Origin of the sequence: Streptomyces sp. CG4 (assembly GCF_041080655.1) — a bacterium.
In the GTDB taxonomy this organism is placed as follows: domain Bacteria; phylum Actinomycetota; class Actinomycetes; order Streptomycetales; family Streptomycetaceae; genus Streptomyces.
Window position 1 is genome coordinate 9616318 of sequence record NZ_CP163525.1, and the last position, 19092, is coordinate 9635409.

The window sequence follows — 19092 nt, forward strand, 5'->3', positions numbered from 1 at the left end:
TCCCTGCCCTCACGGCCGCGTTCGTCGAGGTGACCCAAGTGCCCGGCCGGACCACGGGAACACCCTGCCCTCCCGGGCCACAGGAACACCCGAGCCGCACAAGGAGAGGGCTTGATGCCCAGGAGTGGCACCGGCGGCCCGTGCACGCAGCCGGGGCCCTCTGCCGTGCGGGACATGGCGGAGGACCCCGGCGGCAGGTTCCCGTCAGCAGGGGATCACGTGTCGTTCCACTTGAAGAACCGCAGCGTCAGCGCGGTCACCACGGCCGTGAAGGCCAGCATGCCGCCCATGGTCGGCAGGGCCTCCAGCACACCGCCGCCCCGGCTGAGCACGGCCTCGCTGCCCTTCACGAGGTAGCGCAGCGGCATCAGGTACGAGATCGCCTTGACCCAGCCCGGGGCGTCGTCCAGCGAGAAGAACGAGCCGGACAGGAAGGACATCGGAAGGACCAGCAACTGGGCGAGACCGCCTGCGGACTCCTCGGTCTTGGTGACCGAGCCGATGAGCAGGCCGAGCGACATCAGCGACAGGGTGCCGCACATCACCAGCGGGACGATCAGCCACCAGTCGCCGGTGAGCTGCAGACCGAAGTACGGCAGCGTGGCCACCAGCAGGAACAGCGCTGTCTGCGTGAGGGCCATGATCATGGTCATGGAGATGCGGGCGGCCACCACCTCCCAGGCCCGGATCGGCGACAGCCGCATCCGCTGGAGGATCTTCTTCCGGCGCAGCGTCACCAGCGTCAGCGACGTGCTGAACACCGCACTGGAGGCGATGGCCCAACCCATCAGACCGGGGGTCAGATACTGGATGGGCTTGACCGACTCGTCCCCGACCTGGCCGGCCTTCAGCGTGTACGTGGCCGGCCGGCCCGTCGCGGCCAGGTTCGCCTGCTGCAATACCGCGTTGAGCGTCGCGCGGGCGGAGGCGCCCTTGACCGGGTCGGCGGCGCTGTAGCGCAGGACGATCGTGCCGCCGTCCTGCTCGACCAGCGCGTCGTAGTCGCCCTTGCGCACCTTCTCCAGCGCGGCCGACTCGCTGCTCACCCTGGAGATCGTGGCGGCCTTGGACAGCTGCCCGCGCTGGTCCTTGGTGAGCGAGTCGAGCACCCGTACGTCGCCGACCTGGGCCACCTTGATGTGTGAGGTCGCGGTGCTCTTGAACAGCGTGCCGAACAACAGCAGGAACAGGATCGGGAAGATCAGCAGGAAGAAGATCGTGCCCTTGTCCCGCAGCACGCTGAGGATCATCGCCCGGGACAGCTCGCGGACCGGGCTGAGCCGCTCGTCCCCGGCAGAGCCCTTGCGGCCCGAACCGGCCGTCCCGGCGGGCTTGTTCCGCTCGGACGAGCCGGTCCCGGCCGTCTTCGTACGAGCGGTTCGCGTGGTGGTCTCCTCGATGCTCACGCGCGGTACTCCCGTCCGGTCAGCTGGAGGAAGACGTCCTCCAGGGTGGCTCCGCGTACCTCCAGGCCACGCAGGGCCCCCTGGTCGGCCAGGACCGAGAGCACCGGCCCCGGCGCGTGGGTGGCGACCGACAGCGAGACTCCGTCGTCCTCCACGGCGGCGTTGTCCACCCCGGCGGACTCCAGCAGGTCCCGCAGGGCGTCCGGCTTGATCAGCCCGGACTCCACGCTCACCCGCACCATGTCGTCCAGCTCGCGGATCAGGGCCGCCGGAGCGCCGGTCTTGAGCACCTTGCCGCGCTCCATGACCGACACCCGGTCACAGAGGATCTCCGCCTCGTCCAGGTAGTGCGTGGTGAGGACCACCGTGCGGCCCTCCTGGTTGACGTCGCGCAGCAGGTCCCACAGATTGCGCCGGGCCTGCGGGTCGAGGCCGGCGGTGGGCTCGTCCAGGAAGACGATCTCCGGGTCGTGCACGAGACCGCAGGCGATGGACAGCCGCTGCGCCTGGCCGCCGGAGAGCTTGTCCGCCGGCACATTCCCGAAGTCGGTGAGGCCGACCCGCTCCAGCATCTCGTCGGCCTGCCGGGCGCCGACCCGGTAGAAGGACGCGAACAGGCGGATCGTCTCCCGCGTGGTCAGCTTGTCGAAGAACGACGACGCCTGGAACTGCACGCCGATCCGGTTCAGCAACTCGTGATTGCGGGGCCAGGGGCTCTTGCCGAACAGTTCGATCCGGCCCTCGTCGGGCTCCCGGACGCCCTCCAGGATCTCCAGAGTGGTCGTCTTGCCCGCGCCGTTGGGACCCAGGATGCCGTAGAACTCGCCCGCCTCGATGCGCAGCGAGACACCGTCGACGGCCTGGATGTCCCCGTACCGTTTCCGGACGCCGTCCGCGACGATCGCCGCCGTCATGACGCGCCCGTCCTGACCTTGCGAAGCCGTGTCCCGGCCGCGCCGCACATGAACTGAAGGTCCATCACTCGACTGCCGTCTCTCCGTGATCGGTTGGGGTGTCGGGGCCAGGCCGGGGAAGTGGCCCGGCCCCCGCGTACGACCGCCGGCGGCCGGCAGCGGCCGGACAGGGACGGGCACGTGTGGCGCTCTTCGGCGGTACGGAACCCCAGCCCAGCACAGGCGCCGGGGCGACGGCCATCCACAGCGCCGAAGACTAGGGAATCGCCCCTACTCCTGAGCGCGGAAAAGGGGAAGGAAGCCGTCCAGGACCGGTCGTAGACCGTACGTTCGCCCTCCGAGACCCGCGGTGCCCCACGGCCGCGGAACGACAGGATCGAGGACTCCACGATGCGCCCCCGAGCCCGGGACAAGGCCGTGCACCGCGACAGCGGAAGCGGCCGGCCCGGGGCCACCCCCCGCCCGAACTCCGCCGACCCGCTGACGGACGCGCCTCCTCCCTTGGCCCTGCTGCCGGTGGCCGCGATCGCCGGTGCCACCGCGGCCCTGCTGCTGTTCACCGCCCACCGCTTCGGCTACTTCAGCGACGAGCTGTACTTCCTCGCCGCGGGCCGCCATCCCGCCTGGGGTTACGCCGACCAGCCGCCGCTGTTGCCCCTGCTGGCCCACGCCCTCGACGTCGTCTCCCACGGCTCATTGTTCTGGCTGCGCGCACCGGCCGCGGCGGTCAGCGCACTCGGCGTGCTGACCGCGGCCCTGACCGCCCGTGAGCTGGGTGGCAGACGGGCCGCCCAGATCGCCACCGCCGGGGCGTACGCCGTCTCGCCCGTCATGCTGCAGATGGGCCATCTGCTCATCACCGCCACCCTGGACATCTTCCTGACGACGGTCACCACCTGGCTGCTGGTGCGCTGGGTCCGCACCCGGCGCGACCGGCTGCTGCTCCTCGTCGGCCTGACCGCCGCACTCTCCTTCCAGGTCAAGTTCCTCAGCGCCGGCTTCTGGGCCGTGCTCCTCGTCGCCCTGCTGCTCGCCGGGCCCCGGGACCTGCTGCGCCGCCCCCTGCTGTGGGTGGCGGCGGCGGGCGCCCTGCTCACCGCGGTACCCGGTCTGCTGTGGCAGGCCCGCAACGGATGGCCCCAACTGGCCATGACCGAGGTCATCTCCCACGAGGTCGCCACCGAGGAGGGTGGCCGGACCATGTTCCTGCCCACCGTGCTGTCGGCCTCGGGACTCGTCGGCGCCGTACTCCTGTGCTACGGGCTGTGGCGCCTGCTCACCGCCCGCGAGGCGCGCGCCCACCGGTTCCTCGCAGTGACCTTCGCCGGACTGTGCGCGTGTTACCTCGTCGTCCATGGACGGCCGTACTACGTCTCCGGGCTCTTCGCGGTCCTGTGGGCGGCGGGTGCCACGGGTCTGCAGCGGCTGCGGCTCACCCGGCCGCGTCTCTGGTCGGCCGCGGCGGCGTACGTGCTGTCGGCCGCACTGGCGGTCCTGGTCCTGCCCCTCTACCCGGTCCACCGCCTGACCCGTCCCTCCGCCGACCGGCTGGCCATGGAGAGCGTGGGCTGGCCCGACCTCGCCGCCTCGGTCGCCCGCGTCTACCGCGAACTGCCCGCCGACCGGCGCGGCCGCGCCCTCGTCATCACCGACCGCTACGACCAGGCAGGCGCCCTGGACCGCTACGGTCCGGCGCTCGGTCTGCCACGGCCCTACAGCGGCCACCGCGGCTACTGGTACCTGCGCCGCCCGGCCGACGACTCGGCGCCCGTCGTCTTCGTCGGCGCCGACGCCCGCTACCTGCGGCGGTTCTTCACCGGCGTGCGCAAGGCAGGCACGGTCACCAACGCGCAGCAGGTGCACAACCTCAACTGGGGTGCCCCCATATGGATCTGCGAGGGTCAGCGCCGGCCGTGGCGCACCCTGTGGCCCCGCTTCTCCCATCTGAACGCGGACTCGGCGAGGAAATAGGCCCTTGAGGCCATGACAACGCCGCGGGCCGCCCTTTCCAGGACGGCCCGCGGCTCGCTCTCGCCGGCGCGATCAGCCCCAGGTCACGGGCAGCGCGTACACGCCGTAGTGCATGGCCTTGTCGCGGAGCGGGATCTCCTGCGGCTCGACCGCCAGTCGCAGGTCCGGGAAGCGGTCGAACAGCTTCTGGAAGCCGATGCGCAGGGTCGCCCGGGCCAGATGCTGCCCCAGGCACTGGTGGATGCCGAAACCGAACGCCAGATGGCGGCGGGAGGGACGGGTGACGTCGAAGACCTCCGGGTTCTCGAACTGCTCCGGGTCCCGGTTGGCGGCCGGCAGCGACAGCACCACGGTCTGCCCGGCCTCGATGGTCGTGCCGCCGATCTCCACGTCCTCCAACGCGACCCGGCTCGCCCCCATATGAGAGATCGTCAGGTAGCGCAGCAGTTCCTCCACCGCCCGCTCCATCAGCTCCGGCTGCTTGCGGATCTTCTCCAGCTGCTCCGGATGCTCCAGCAGCGCGAAGGTGCCGAGACCCAGCATGTTCGGGGTCGTGTCCAGCGCGCCGCCGATGGTGATCCAGGCGATGTTCGCCAGTTCCTCCTCGGTCAGCTCACCGGTCTTCACCAGCTTGCCGAGCAGCTTGTCGTTGGGCTCGGCGAACAGGTCCTTGACGACCCGGGCCAGCGTCTGGTCCAGCGCCGTGTTGTGCTCGACGAACTCCTCCAGCGTGTAGTCGATCCGCATGATCGCCGAGAAGTGCTTGTCGAGTTCGGCGATGTCCTCCTCCGGGACGCCCATCACCGAGTGCACCGACCGGTACACGATCTTCTGGACGAACGCCGGCAGCAGGTCCACCGGCGGCTGGAGGCCGGCCATCTCCTCCAGCACGTCGTCGATGATCCCGGCGAGCGTGGGCTCGTACTCCTGGATCTTGCGGACCGTGAAGAAGCCGGTCAGCAGCCGTCGGTAGTGCGTGTGGTCCGGCGCGTCCATCCGGACGAAGGAACCCGGACCCGACGGCTGCGGGTCGTAGCTCTCCACCTCGAACGGCGGCGAGGCCACCAGCGCCAGCAGTTCGGCACGGTGGCTGAACCGCGGGTCGGTCATGATCGCCCGCACATGGTCGTGCCGGGTGACCAGCCAGCCGTCGTCGCGGCCCGGCGCGATGTCGAACCTCACCGGGCTGATCGGGTCTTCCGCACGCAGCCGCCGGTACTCCGGATCGGGGTCGAAGGGGCAGGTGCGATCGGTCGGTATCACTGGTGGTTTCGGCTCGTAGGCCATGGATCCTCCGTCTGGTGGGTTGCGTCCGGACGCGTCGCTCAGGCCCGCCGGACGGTGAGCGGCAGCTGGCGAAGACCGAAGACGTTGACGCGGTTGTCGAAGTAGGACAGCGGGCTGTCGCGGTCGACCCGGATGTCGGCGTAGCGGTCGAGCATCAGATGGAGCGCGATCTGCCCCTCCATACGGGCCAGCGGGGCGCCCAGGCAGTAGTGGATGCCGTGCCCGAAGGCGAGCTGCTTGGCGTTGGGCCGGCCGGGCAGAAAGCGGTCCGGCTCGGGGAAGACCCGCTCGTCGCGGTTGGCGGACAGCAGCCAGAGGTACACCATCGTGTTCTCCGGCACCTTTTCCCCGGCGATCTCCACGGGGGCCGTGGGCACCCGTTCGATCTTCAGGAACGGCGGCCGGCAGCGCAGCACCTCTTCGGTGAACGGCGCGATCCCGGTACGGTCCGCTCGCAACCGGGCGAGCAGGCCCTCCTCCAGGTCCAGCGTCAGCAGCATGTTGCCCAGCAGTACCGCGGTGGTGACATGACCGGCCAGCAGAAGCAGCGCGGCGAAGCTCACCACGTCGTCGTCGTTCAGGCTCTCCCCGTCGACCTCGGCCCGCACCAGCAGGCTCATCAGGTCGTCGTGCTCGCGCGCCCGCCGCTCCGCGACGTGCTGCCGGAGATAGGCGTCCAGCTCCTGCACGGTCCGGCCCAGGACCGCGGCGCCCTCGGGCGTCTCCCAGTCCACGGTCAGCAGGTTGTCGGCCCACACCTGGAACAGCGGACGGTCCGAGGGCGGTACACCGAGCATGGACGAGATCACGATGACGGGCAGCGGATTGGCGAACGCCTCGACCAGGTCGAAGCGGTCGCCGCCCGCCAGGCCGTCGAGCAGTTCGGTGGCCACCTCGGTGATCCGCGGGGCCAGCTCGTTGATCATCTTCGCGGTGAAGACCTTGCTCACCAGACGCCGCAGCTTCCCGTGCCGGGGCGGGTCCAGCAACAGCAGGGTTCCGCCGGGCGGCTGCTGCTCGCCGCCCGACAGCCGGCTCACCGTGTCCGAGGAGAACCCCGACGGATCGGCGGTGATCCGCTGGACGTCCTCGTGGCGGAACACGTGGTAGCGGCCCGCCGGATCACGCCACACCGGCTGCTCGTCGCGCATCCGCCGCAGCCAGGCGAGCAGCGTCGCACCGCCGTCGAGCCCCACCTCCGGCGGTGCGGAGACCTCGGGGCCGGGAGGAGCGGGCACGGCTGTCATCGGAAACCCCTCTCATGGGTCGGGCCGCACGGGAGGCGGGCCGGGAGCGGCCCCAGCGCAGCACAACCGGTGAATCGGAGGCCAGAAGTCGCGCGCAACTCTAGGGATTTGCCGGTGCGGTCGGCGCCCCTGCGGGGCTCTTGAGCAACTAGGGGATTTTTCAGAGTCGGAGGTCAAGCGGCCGTGGACGGCCGGGGGCAGCCCCAGACTTGGCCGGGTTCGAGGTGTTCGAGGAGCCATGCGGACCGCGTGGGTGTCCGAGCCTGAGGAGATCCGGTGTTGTTTACCGTTCCGAGCGCAGCGGGCCTGCCGCCGGTGACGTCCGCCGAGGTGCGCGACCCGAGCCTGGGGGCAGAGCTGTGAGCGAAGACCGCCTGCGGGAGTACCTGAAGCGAGTCACCGCCGAGCTGCACCGCACCACCACCCGCGTGCGCGAGCTGGAGGCCAGGGACTGCGAACCGATCGCGATCGTCTCCATGGCCTGCCGCTACCCGGGCGGGGTACGCACCCCCGAGGACCTGTGGCGGCTCGTCGCCGAAGGCACCGATGCCATCACGCCGTTCCCCGAGGACCGCGGCTGGGACGTCGGCTCGCTGTACCACCCGGACCCCGAGCACCCGGGCACCTGCTACACCCGCGAGGGCGGCTTCCTGCACGACGCCGCCGACTTCGACCCCGACTTCTTCGGCATGTCGCCGCGCGAGGCGCTCGGCACCGACCCGCAGCAGCGGCTCCTCCTGGAGATCTCCTGGGAGGCACTGGAGCGGGCCGGCCTCGCCCCGGCCGCCCTCCGCGGCAGCCGCACGGGTGTCTTCGCCGGCGTCATGTACAACGACTACGGCTCCCGGTTCGACGCACCGCCGCCCGGCCTGGAGGGCTTCCTCGGCAACGGCAGCGCGGGCAGCATCGCCTCCGGGCGCGTCTCCTACACCCTGGGTCTGGAGGGCCCCGCAGTCACCGTCGACACGGCCTGCTCCTCGTCGCTGGTGGCCCTGCACCTGGCGTGCCAGGCTCTGCGGGCCGGTGAGTGCTCACTCGCGCTCGCGGGCGGTGTCGCCGTGATGTCGACACCGGTCACCTTCACGGAGTTCAGCCGCCAGCGCGGCCTCTCCCCGGACGGCCGCTGCAAGTCCTTCGCACAGGCCGCGGACGGCACCGGCTGGGGCGAGGGCGCGGGTCTGCTGCTGCTGGAGCGGCTGTCGGACGCGCGTCGCAACGGCCACCCGGTACTGGCCGTGATCCGTGGCAGCGCGGTCAACCAGGACGGCGCCAGCAGCGGACTCACCGCCCCGAACGGCCCGTCGCAGCAGCGCGTGATCCGGGCGGCGCTGGCGAGCGCAGGGCTGTCGGCCGCGGACGTGGACGCGGTGGAGGCGCACGGGACGGGCACGACGCTGGGCGATCCGATCGAGGCGCAGGCGCTGCTTGCGACCTACGGACAGGACCGTGAACGGCCGCTGTGGCTCGGGTCGTTGAAGTCCAACATCGGTCACACACAGGCGGCGGCCGGGGTCGGCGGCGTGATCAAGACGGTCATGGCGATGCGCCATGGACAGCTGCCGCGCACGCTGCACGTCGACGCTCCGTCCACCCACGTCGACTGGTCGTCCGGTGCGGTGAGCCTGCTGACCGAACCGCAGGACTGGGCGCCCACGGAAGGCCGTACGCGGCGGGCCGGCGTCTCCGCGTTCGGCGTCTCCGGCACCAATGCCCATGTGATCCTGGAGGAGGCCGAGGCGGTCCAGGAGACCGCGGAGCCCGCCGGGCCGGATGCCGGTGCCGGCGGTGTCGTGGTGTGGCCGGTGTCGGCGCGGGGCGAGGGGGCGCTGCGGGCGCAGGCGGCCCGGTTGCTGGAGTGTGTGGACGGATCCGTCGGTTCCACGGCCGATGTGGGGTTGTCGCTCGCGGTGACGCGATCGGTGTTCGAGGACCGTGCCGTGGTGGTGGGCTCCGATGTGCGGGAGTTGCGGGCCGGCCTCGCGGCGCTGGCGGCGGGTGAGCCGCACGCACAGGTGGTGCGGGGTACGGCCGGGCGCGGTCGCACGGCGTTCCTGTTCGCCGGACAGGGCTCACAACGCCTCGGGATGGGGCGGGAGCTGTATGCGGCGTACCCCGTCTTCGCCGAGGCCTTCGACGCGGTGGACGCGCAGCTGCCCTTCAGCCTCCGTGAGGTGGTGTTCGGCGAGGACGAGGACCGTCTGAACCGCACCGAGTACGCGCAGCCGGCCCTCTTCGCCCTGGAGGTGGCGCTGTTCCGGCTGCTGGAGTCCTGGGGCGTACGCCCGGACGTTCTCGCCGGTCACTCCATCGGTGAGATCGCTGCGGCGCATGTGGCCGGAGTGTGGTCGCTCACGGACGCGTGCCGACTGGTCGTGGCCCGCGGCCGGTTGATGCAGGCGCTGCCGTCCGGTGGTGCGATGGTCGCGGTCCAGGCCTCGGAAGAGGAGGTCCTGCCGCTGCTGGACGATGCCCGGGTGGGTGTCGCCGCGGTCAACGGCCCTCAATCGGTGGTGATCGCGGGTGCCTTCGACGCGGTGGAGGAGGCGGTCGCGCATCTCCGTGCCCAGGACCGCAGGACGACCGCCCTGCGGGTGAGCCATGCCTTCCACTCCCCGCTGATGGAGCCGATGCTCGCCGACTTCCGCGCGGTCGCGGAAGGGCTCTCGTACGAGCCGCCGAAGCTTTCGATCGTCTCCACGGTGACCGGTGAAGCGGCGACCGCCGACGAGCTGACGTCCCCCGGCTACTGGGTGGAGCACGTCCGCCGGACCGTTCGGTACGCCGACGCCCTGCGCACTCTCGCGCAGAGCAGGACGACGCGGTTCGTCGAACTCGGCCCCGACGGCACCCTCACCGCCCTTGCCCGTACCCTGCTCCAGGACGAGCCGTCCCTTCTCGTGCCCGCCCTGCGCAAGGACGGATCCGAGGCGGCACGTCTGCTCACCGCCGTCGGCGCACTGCACGCACACGGCCACAGCCCGGACTGGGCCGCGCTGTTCCCCGGCGCCCGCAGCGTCGCACTGCCCACCTACGCGTTCCAGCGACGCCGGTACTGGCTCGACGCCCTTCCCGGCGGCGGGCGGCGCGGCGGCGGGCATCCACTGCTCGGCAGCTCCGTGACGCTGGCGGACTCCTCCGCCGTGCTCTCCACCGCCGTGTTCTCCACCCGCACCCACCCTTGGCTGGCCGACCACACCGTCGCCGGTACCGCCGTACTGCCCACGGCCGGGTATCTCGACTTCGCCCTGCACCTCGGCAACCGGGTCGGCTGCCACCACGTCGTCGCACTGGACCAGGAACAGCCCCTTGTCCTCGGCCACGACCCCGTCGAGGTCCAAGTCGTGCTCGACGGCCCCGGGGACGCCGGTCTCAGGCCGTTCACCTGCTACTCCCGGCCCGCCACCGCCGCCTCCTCGGCCGGCGAGGACGACACGGACCGGCCCTGGACCCGTCACGCCCGCGGCGCCCTGGCGCCGGGCGCTGCCATGCCGGGGCGGCCGGAGCAGGACGAGCACCACGGCACATGGCCGCCACCGGGCGCCCAGGCACTCGACCCCGGCGAAGTCGACGAGATCTACGAGGCGTTGCGGGAGCAGGGACTGGACCACGGCCCCGCCTTCCGCGGGCTCACCGCCGTCTGGCGGGCCGGGGACGAGGTGTACGCCGAGGTGGCCGTACCGGAGGACCTCCGGGAGGACGCCCTGCGGGTCGCGCTGCACCCCGCGTTGCTGGACGCGGCCCTGCACGCGGCACCCCTGCTCGGGCACCCCTGCTCGGTCGCCGTGTCGTGGCGGGACTGCACCCTGTACGCGGCCTCGGCGGATGCGCTGCGGGTCCGGCTGCGGCGCGTGCCCGACGGTGGGCTCCGGCTCGACCTCGCCGACGGGGCCGGTGACCCGGTCGCCGCCGTCGGCGCGGTCGCCCTCACCCCGGCCGCCGAACTGTCCCTCCCGGTCGTAGACGCCCCGGCCGGTGACCTGTTCGCCGTCGAGTGGACCGGACTTCCCACCCCGGTACGGCTCACGCGCCGCCCCGCGGTGGCCGTCCTGGGCGACGGACCGGCCCCGCCGGGCGCCGAACGGCACCCGGACCTGGGCGCGCTGCTCACCGCTCTCGACGACACCGGTGCGGCCGTTCCGGAACTGGTCTTCGCGTCCGTGCGGGGCGACGGGACGGAACTGCCTGCGGGCGTACACGAGTCGGCGGCCGTGGCCCTGGAGGTCCTGCAGCGCTGGCAGGCCGAGGAGCGGACGGCCGACGCCCGGCTGGTCGTGGTCACACGGAACGCGGTGGCCGTCCGGCCCGGCGAGCCGGTCGCCGACCTCGCCGCGGCCGCCGTACGCGGTCTCGTGCGCTCCGCGCAGTCGGAGAACCCGGGGCGCTTCCTGCTCGTGGACACCGACACCGACACCGCCCCGGACACCGTCCTGGCCGCGGTCGTCGAGGCGGCGCACGGCGGGGAGACGGAGATCGCCCTGCGCACCGGCCGCCCGTACGCGGCCCGGCTCACCCGGCACATCCCGGACGGCACCGCGGCGCCCGTCCTCGATCCGGAGCGGACCGTGCTGATCACCGGGGCGGGCGGAACCGTCGCCGCGGCGGTCGCCCGCCATCTGGTGGCCGCCCACGGCGTACGCCATCTGCTGCTCGCCGGCCGACGCGGCCCTCAAGCGCCCGGCGTCGCCGAACTGCGGGCCGCACTCGAACAGGCGGGGGCCGAGGTGACGGTCGCCGCGTGCGACGTGTCCGACCCCGCGGCACTGGCCGTGCTGCTGGCCGCCGTACCCGAGGAGCATCCGCTCGGGGCCGTCTTCCACGCCGCCGGCGTGATCGACGACGGGGTGATCCCCGCGCTGACCCCCGAGCGGCTGTCGGCCGTGCTGCGGCCCAAGGCGGACGCAGCCGTCCATCTGGAGCGGTTGACCCGAGACATGGACCTGTCGGCGTTCGTGCTCTTCTCGTCCGCCGCCGCCACCTTCGGCGGCCCCGGCCAGGGCAACTACGCCGCCGCCAACGCCTTCCTGGAGGCGCTGGCCGCCACCTTGCGGACGCAGGGCCGGCCCGCGCTCGCCCTCGGCTGGGGCATGTGGGCCGAGGACAGCGGTATGACGGCCGGGCTGGGTGACGCCGACCGCACCCGGATGGCCCGTGCGGGCATCGCGCCGCTGCCCACCGCAGACGCCCTGCACCTGCTCGACCTCGGCCTGGCACAGGACCGCGCGGTGCTGCTGCCCGTCCGGCTGGACCTGGCCGCCGCCCGCGCCGCCACCACACCCGCCCCGGCCCTGCTGCGCGACCCCGCCGCCTCCCTGCGCCGTACCGCGGGGGCCGCCCGGTCGGGCGGACGGCTGTCCCGTACCCTCGCCGCGCTGCCGGAGTCCGAGCGGCCCGCCGCCGTGCTCCGCCTGCTCCAGACGGAGATCGCCACCGTCCTCGGTCACACCGCCGACACCCCGGCCGCAGACCCCGAACGCGCCTTCCGTGACCTGGGCTTCGACTCGCTCACCGCCGTCGACCTGCGCAACGCGCTGGAACGCCGCACTGGTCTTCGGCTCGCGCCCACCGTCGCCTTCGACCACCCCACCCCGGCCGCGCTGGCCGGCCATCTGCTGCGCTCCCTGCCGGCCGGCGACCGGCCCGCCCGGGCCGTCATCACCACGCCCCGCGGCGCGCACACCGGCGCGGACGAACCCATCGCCATCGTGGGCATGGCCTGCCGCCTCCCCGGCGGCGCCGACACGCCCGAGCGGCTGTGGGACCTGCTCGCCTCCGGCGGCGACGGACTGACCGGCTTCCCCGACGACCGCGGCTGGGACCTCGCGTCCCTGTACCACCCCGACCCCGACCACGAGGGCACCAGCTACACCCGCAGCGGTGGCTTCCTGCCCGGAGTCGACCGGTTCGACCCCGCGTTCTTCGGCATCTCACCGCGCGAGGCGCTGGCGATGGACCCGCAGCAGCGCCTGCTGCTCGAAGTGTGCTGGGAGGCCGTGGAACGCGCGGGAGTCGACCCGCGGACGCTGCGCGGCTCCCGCACGGGCGTCTTCGCCGGCACCAACGGGCAGGACTACACGACCCTCCTGCGTACGTCCGCCGAGGACGTCGACGGCTACCTCGGCACCGGCAACGCCGCCAGCGTCGTCTCCGGCCGTATCTCGTACACCCTCGGTCTGGAGGGCCCCGCCGTCACCGTCGACACCGCCTGCTCGTCCTCCCTGGTCGCCCTGCACTGGGCGGCGCGGGCGCTGCGCGCGGGGGAGTGCGACCTTGCCCTGGCGGGCGGCGTCACCGTGATGTCGACCCCCGCGGCCTTTCTGGAGTTCAGCCGCCAGCGCGGGCTCGCGCCGGACGGGCGCTGCAAGGCGTACGGGGACGGCGCGGACGGTACCGGCTGGGGCGAGGGCGCCGGAATGCTGCTGGTGGAACGGCTGTCCGACGCCCGCCGCAACGGACACCGGGTACTCGCGGTGGTCCGCGGCAGCGCGGTCAACTCCGACGGCGCCAGCAACGGTCTGACCGCCCCCAACGGCCCTTCCCAGGAACGGGTGATCCATGCCGCGCTGGCCGACGCCGGGCTCACCCCGGCCGACGTCGACGCCGTCGAGGGACACGGCACCGGCACCGTCCTCGGCGACCCCATCGAGGCACAGGCGCTCCTCGCCACCTACGGCCAGGACCGCGAGCGGCCCCTGTGGCTCGGGTCGGTGAAGTCCAACCTCGGCCACACCCAGGCCGCCGCCGGAGTCGCCGGCGTCATCAAGACCGTACTGGCGCTGAACCACGGCGAACTGCCCCGCACGCTGCACGCCGACCAGCCCTCCAGCCATGTCGACTGGGCCTCCGGCGCCGTACGCCTGCTGACCGAAGCCCAGGCGTGGCCGCAGGACGACGGCCGCCGGCGGCGCGCCGGTGTCTCCTCCTTCGGCTTCAGCGGCACCAACGCCCATGTGATCCTGGAAGAGGCACCGCCGGTTCCGGAGGCGGCTCCCACCGCCTCGGTCCCGTCGGCCGCGCACGGGATGGTCGCCTGGCCGCTGTCGGCCCGTACCCCTCAGGCGCTGAGCGCCCAGGCCGAAAGGCTGCTCGACCACGCCGTCCGGCACCCGGAGCTGTCCGCCGCCGACCTCGGTCACTCCCTGGCGGCCACCCGCCCCGCCTTCGAACACCGCGCGGTGCTGCTCGGCACGGGGCGCGACGACCTCCTCACCGATCTGGCCCGGCTCGCCTCGGGCGACCTGCGACCCGACGGCACCGGCGCCACCGCCCGAGCCGGACGCACCGTCTTCCTGTTCACCGGCCAAGGCGCCCAACATCCCGGCATGGGAAGGGAGTTGTACGCCTCCTTCCCCGCCTTCGCCGACGCCTTCGACGAGGTGTGCGCGCACTTCGGTGCCGATGTCCTCGACACCCCGCTGCGCGAGGCGGTCCTCGGCGACGCCGGGCGGCTGCTGGACCGTACCGGGTACGCCCAACCCGCCCTGTTCGCCCTGGAAACGGCCCTGTACCGGCTCGTCCGCAGCCTCGGTGTGAGCCCCGACCACCTCCTCGGCCACTCCATAGGCGCCCTCGCCGCCGTACATGCCGCCGGAGTCCTCTCCCTCGCCGACGCCTGCACCCTCGTCGCCGCCCGCGGCAAGCTGATGGACGCGCTCCCCGACGGCGGCGCCATGGTCGCGCTCCAGGCCACCGAGGAGGAAGTGCTGCCGCTGCTGGACGGCCGGGAACACCAGGTCGGCGTGGCCGCGGTCAACGGCCCCAGGTCGGTGGTGATCTCCGGCGAGGAGGCCGCCGTCCTGGACCTTGCCGCCCGCATCGAGGCCCTGGGCCGGCGCACCAAGCGGCTGCGCGTCAGCCACGCCTTCCACTCGCCGCTGATGGAGCCCATGCTCGGCGACTTCCGCGAGGTCGCCGCCGCCCTGGAGTACCACGAGCCCCGTATCCCCGTGATCTCCGACGTCACCGGCCGGCCCGCCACCGGCGACGAACTCGCCTCCCCCGACCACTGGGTGCGGCATGCGCGCCAGGCCGTCCGTTTCCACGACGGCGTGCGCACGCTGGAGGACCTCGGCGTCAGCCGGTATGTCGAGATAGGCCCCGGCGGCACGCTCACCGCGCTGGCCGCCGACGCCCTCACCGCCCCCGCCGACACCGCCACCATCGCGCTGCTGCGCCCCGGCCAGGACGAGACCGCCAGCCTCCTCGGCGGACTGGCCCGCGTCCACGCCCACGGCGCCGACGTCGACTGGACCGCCGCCACCGCAGGTTCCGGCGAGGTGGTCGACCTGCCCACCTACGCCTTCCAACGGCAGCGCTTCTGGCCCACAGCGGGCAGCCACACCGCGGGTGATCTCGCCGCGGCGGGCCTCGCCGACACCGGACACCCGCTGCTCGGCGCCCGCGTCGACCTCGCCGACACCGGCGAACATGTCTTCACCAGCCGGCTCTCCGTCGCGGACCAGCCGTGGCTCGCCGACCACGCCGTCGGCGGCACCACCGTCCTGCCCGGCACCGCCCACCTCGACCTGGCGCTGCTCGCCGGGGACCGCGTGGGCTGCGACCGGGTGACCGAACTGACCTTGGTCGAGCCGCTGTTGCTGGCCGACGGGCAGGCCGTCACCCTGCAGCTGCGGCTCGGCGCACCCGACGCCGACGGCAACCGCCCGCTGGGGGTGCACTCCCGCCCCGCCGACGCGGCCCCCGACCGGCCCTGGACGTTGCATGCCGACGGCATCCTCGCGGCCGGTGCCCGCCCGGACCCCGAGGGCACCCCGCTCGCCGCCTGGCCGCCCGCGGGCGCCGAGGAACTGCCCGTCGAGGACACCTACGACCGCCTCGCCGCGGCCGGTTTCGGCTACGGGCCCCTCTTCCAGGGCCTGCGCGCGGCCTGGCGGCTCGACGGCGACGTGTACGCCGAGCTCGCGCTCCCGGAACAGGCGCACGCCGACGCACCCCGCTACGGCCTGCACCCCGCCCTGCTGGACGCCGCCCTGCACGCCACCGCCTTCCTGCCGCTGGACGACTCCGCGCCCGGCCGGCTGCCCTTCTCCTGGCGGGACGTGACCCTGCACGCCACCGGCGCCACCGCCGTACGCGTCCGGCTCGCCCTGCGCGGCGACGATGCCGTCGCCCTCGACGTCGCCGACACCACCGGGCGGCCCGTCGCCTCCGTCGGCTCCCTCACCCTGCGTGAGATCGATCCCGAGCGGCTGCGCGCACGGCCCGACCGGGGCGCGGGCGACCTCTTCCAGATCGACTGGCAGCCGCAGCCACAGCCGGCCGCCGACGGCCACATGGGCGCGCCGAACGGCAGCCGTCCGGCCCCGGACGGGCTGACGGTTCTGGGCGACGGCGCCGGGCGGGAGTTCGCCGCGGAACTCGCCGCCGCCGGCGTCTCCGCGTACCTCACCGAGGCAGCCGATCTCGCCACCCTCGCGGCAGCTGAGGCCGCGCCCGGCACCGTACTCGCCGTAGTACCCCACGACAGCGGCCCCCTGGAGCAGGCGGGACACTCGGCCGCGCAGCACGCGCTCACCCTCGTACGGCACCTGCTGGCCGAACGACGTCTGGACCGGACCCGGCTGGTGCTGGTGACCCGGGAGGCGCTGATGCCGGACGGACCCGCCGGACCGGGAGTGCGCCACCCGGCCGCGGCCGCCGCCTGGGGCCTGGTCCGCTCCGCCCAGTCCGAGCACCCCGGTCGGTTCGCCCTCGTCGACACCGACAGCGCCGCCGCCTCACTGGCCGCACTGCCCGCCGCCCTGGACCGACCCGACGCCCAACTGGGCCTGCGGGAGGGGCAGGTGCACCTGCCGCGCATCGTCCGCACCGATCAGGACACCGCGCTGCGCCTCCCGCACACCACGGCCCAGAAGGCCTGGCGGCTGGACATGGTCCGCAAGGGCACACTCGACGGCCTGGAGCTCGTCGCCGCCCCCGACGCCGAACGCTCCCTCGGCGACGGCGAGATACGGATCGCCGTCCGCGCCGCCGGCGTCAACTTCCGCGACGTGCTCAACGCACTCGGCATGTACCCGGGCCCGGCCCGCGACTTCGGTCTGGAGGGCGCCGGTGTGATCACCGAGACCGGCCCCGGCGTGACCGCCTTCGCCGTCGGTGACCGCGTCATGGGCATGTTCCCCTCCGCCTACGGGCCCGTCGCGGTGGCCGACGCCCGCACCGTCGCTCGTATCCCGGACGGCTGGACGTTCGCCCAGGCGGCGACCGTACCGATCGTCTTCCTCACCGCGTACTACGCCCTCGTCGACCTCGGCGGCGTCACCGAGGGCCAGTCCGTGCTCGTCCACGCGGCGGCCGGCGGCGTCGGCATGGCCGCCACCCAGCTCGCCCGCCACCTCGGCGCCGAGGTGTACGCCACCGCCGGCCCCGGGAAGTGGAACGCCCTGCGCGCCGCGGGACTGGACGACAAGCACATCGCTTCCTCCCGCGACCTCTCCTTCGAGGACGCCTTCCGCGCCGCGACCGGCGACCGCGGAGTCGACCTCGTCCTGGACTCCCTGGCGGGCGAGTTCGTCGACGCCTCCCTGCGCCTGCTGCCGCGCGGTGGACACTTCCTGGAGATGGGCAAGACCGACGTCCGCGACCCCGAGGATGTCGCCGCCCGCCACCCCGGCGTGCATTACCGGGCGTTCGACCTCATCGAGGCCGGTCCCGACCGCATCGGCGAGATGCTCACCACCCTCGTCGGCCTGTTCGAGGCCGGGGTGCTCACCCCGCTGCCGGTCACCCCGTGGGACGTACGACGCGCCCCGGAAGCCTTCCGGTACATGTCGCAGGCCCGCCACGTCGGCAAGGTCGTCCTCACCGTCCCCGCGCCGCTCGACCCGGACGGCACCGTCCTCATCACCGGCGGCACCGGTGGCCTCGGCGCCCTGCTCGCCCGCCATCTGGTCACCGAGCACGGCGTACGCCATCTGCTGCTCGTCTCACGCCGCGGAAGCGCGACTCCGGGTGCCGAGCAACTTGTGGCCGACCTGGCCGAGTTGGGCGCCGAGGCGCGGATCGAGGCGGTGGACGTAGCCGACCGTGCCCAGGCCGCCGCACTCCTCGCGTCCGTACCCGACAGGCATCCGCTGACCGCCGTCGTACACGCCGCCGGCGTACTCGACGACACGGTCGTGGAGCAGCTCGGTGCCGAACGGCTGGACGCCGTGCTGCGCCCCAAACTGGACGCCGCAGCCCATTTGCACGACCTCACCCGCCCCCTCGACCTGGCCGCGTTCGTGCTGTTCTCCTCCGTCGCCGGCACCCTCGGCGCGCCCGGCCAGGGCAACTATGCGGCGGCCAACGCCTTCCTCGACGCGCTCGCCGAGCACCGGCGCGCCCTGGGCCTGCCCGCGCTGTCCCTGCCCTGGGGGCCCTGGTCCCAGGCCACCGGCATGACCAGCGGTCTCACCGACGCCGACGTCCGCCGAATGGAGCGCGCCGGACTGCCGCCGCTCACCCCGAAGGAGGGCCTGGCGCTGTTCACCGAGGCACTGGACCAGTCGGCGGCGGTACGGCTGCCGCTGGCGGTGGACACCAGCAGGCTCGGCGCCGACGGCCCGGTACCTCCGCTGCTGTCCGGCCTCGCCCGCGCCCGGCGCACCGTCGCCGACCGCACGCCGATCGCGGAGCCGGGCGCGGACCTCGCCGGTGAACTGTCCCGCCTCGACGCCGCCGACCGGCGACGCAGGCTGGTCGAGGAGGTCTGCCGCCAGGTCGCCGCGGTCCTGGGGCACGCCTCGGCGGCCCGGATCGACCCCGAGCAGTCCTTCAAGGAACTCGGCTTCGACTCGCTCACCGCCGTCGAACTGCGCAACCGGATGAACGCGGCCACCGCGGTACTGCTGCCCGCCACCCTGGTCTTCGACTACCCGACACCCGAAGCGCTCGCCGACCACCTGTGCCGGGAGCACTTCGCCGGCGAGACGGACCCGGGCCCCGCGGCACCCGGCACCGACACCTCGGGCGCGGGCGAACCCGACGAGGCCGCGATCCGCAGGCTGCTCACGTCCATCCCCATCACCAGGTTCCGCGAGTCGGGACTGCTGGACGCGCTGCTGGACCTGGCCCCGGCCGCCGTCCCCGCAGCCCGCAGCGACCAGGAGCCGGCCACGGTCGACGGCGCCGACGTGGACGTCGACGACATGGACGTGGACGACCTGGTCCGGATGGCCCTGGGCGCCGACGACTGAGCGCCCCGGCCCCTCTCCGTCAGCCCTTCCAGCCCGTCTGGCCCTCCCTGTCCGTCATGTCCGCCATATCTGT

General features: G+C 73.2%; 6 protein-coding genes. 2 read left to right on the forward strand and 4 right to left on the reverse strand.

The features are described from left to right. Positions 1-215: 215 nt before the first annotated feature. Both AB5L52_RS44255 and AB5L52_RS44260 read right to left on the reverse strand, forming a co-directional pair. Positions 216-1406 (reverse strand): ABC transporter permease, encoded by a 1191-nt coding sequence (locus AB5L52_RS44255; RefSeq protein WP_369368667.1) that lies wholly within the window; start codon positions 1404-1406, stop codon positions 216-218. Then, a complete protein-coding gene (locus AB5L52_RS44260) occupies positions 1403-2320 on the reverse strand; it encodes an ABC transporter ATP-binding protein (RefSeq protein WP_351578836.1) in 918 nt (305 codons plus the stop codon). Before AB5L52_RS44260 ends, AB5L52_RS44255 begins: the two co-directional genes overlap by 4 nt. 390 nt (positions 2321-2710) lie before the next feature. Between AB5L52_RS44260 and AB5L52_RS44265 the strand changes: the two genes are divergently transcribed. Beyond that, the gene (locus AB5L52_RS44265; RefSeq protein ID WP_369368668.1) at positions 2711-4291 is read left to right on the forward strand and encodes an ArnT family glycosyltransferase; all 1581 of its coding nucleotides are present in this window, start codon (positions 2711-2713) and stop codon (positions 4289-4291) included. Between the two features lie 72 nt (positions 4292-4363). Here AB5L52_RS44265 and AB5L52_RS44270 read toward each other — a convergent pair whose 3' ends face one another. After that, a complete protein-coding gene (locus AB5L52_RS44270; RefSeq protein WP_369368669.1) occupies positions 4364-5578 on the reverse strand; it encodes a cytochrome P450 in 1215 nt (404 codons plus the stop codon). A 38-nt stretch (positions 5579-5616) separates the two neighbouring features. Then, on the reverse strand, positions 5617-6825 hold the full coding sequence (locus AB5L52_RS44275; protein WP_369368670.1) for a cytochrome P450: 1209 nt from the start codon (positions 6823-6825) through the stop codon (positions 5617-5619). 359 nt (positions 6826-7184) lie between these two features. Between AB5L52_RS44275 and AB5L52_RS44280 the strand changes: the two genes are divergently transcribed. Beyond that, on the forward strand, positions 7185-19019 hold the full coding sequence (locus AB5L52_RS44280) for an SDR family NAD(P)-dependent oxidoreductase (RefSeq protein WP_369368671.1): 11835 nt from the start codon (positions 7185-7187) through the stop codon (positions 19017-19019). The last annotated feature ends 73 nt before the right edge of the window (positions 19020-19092 follow it).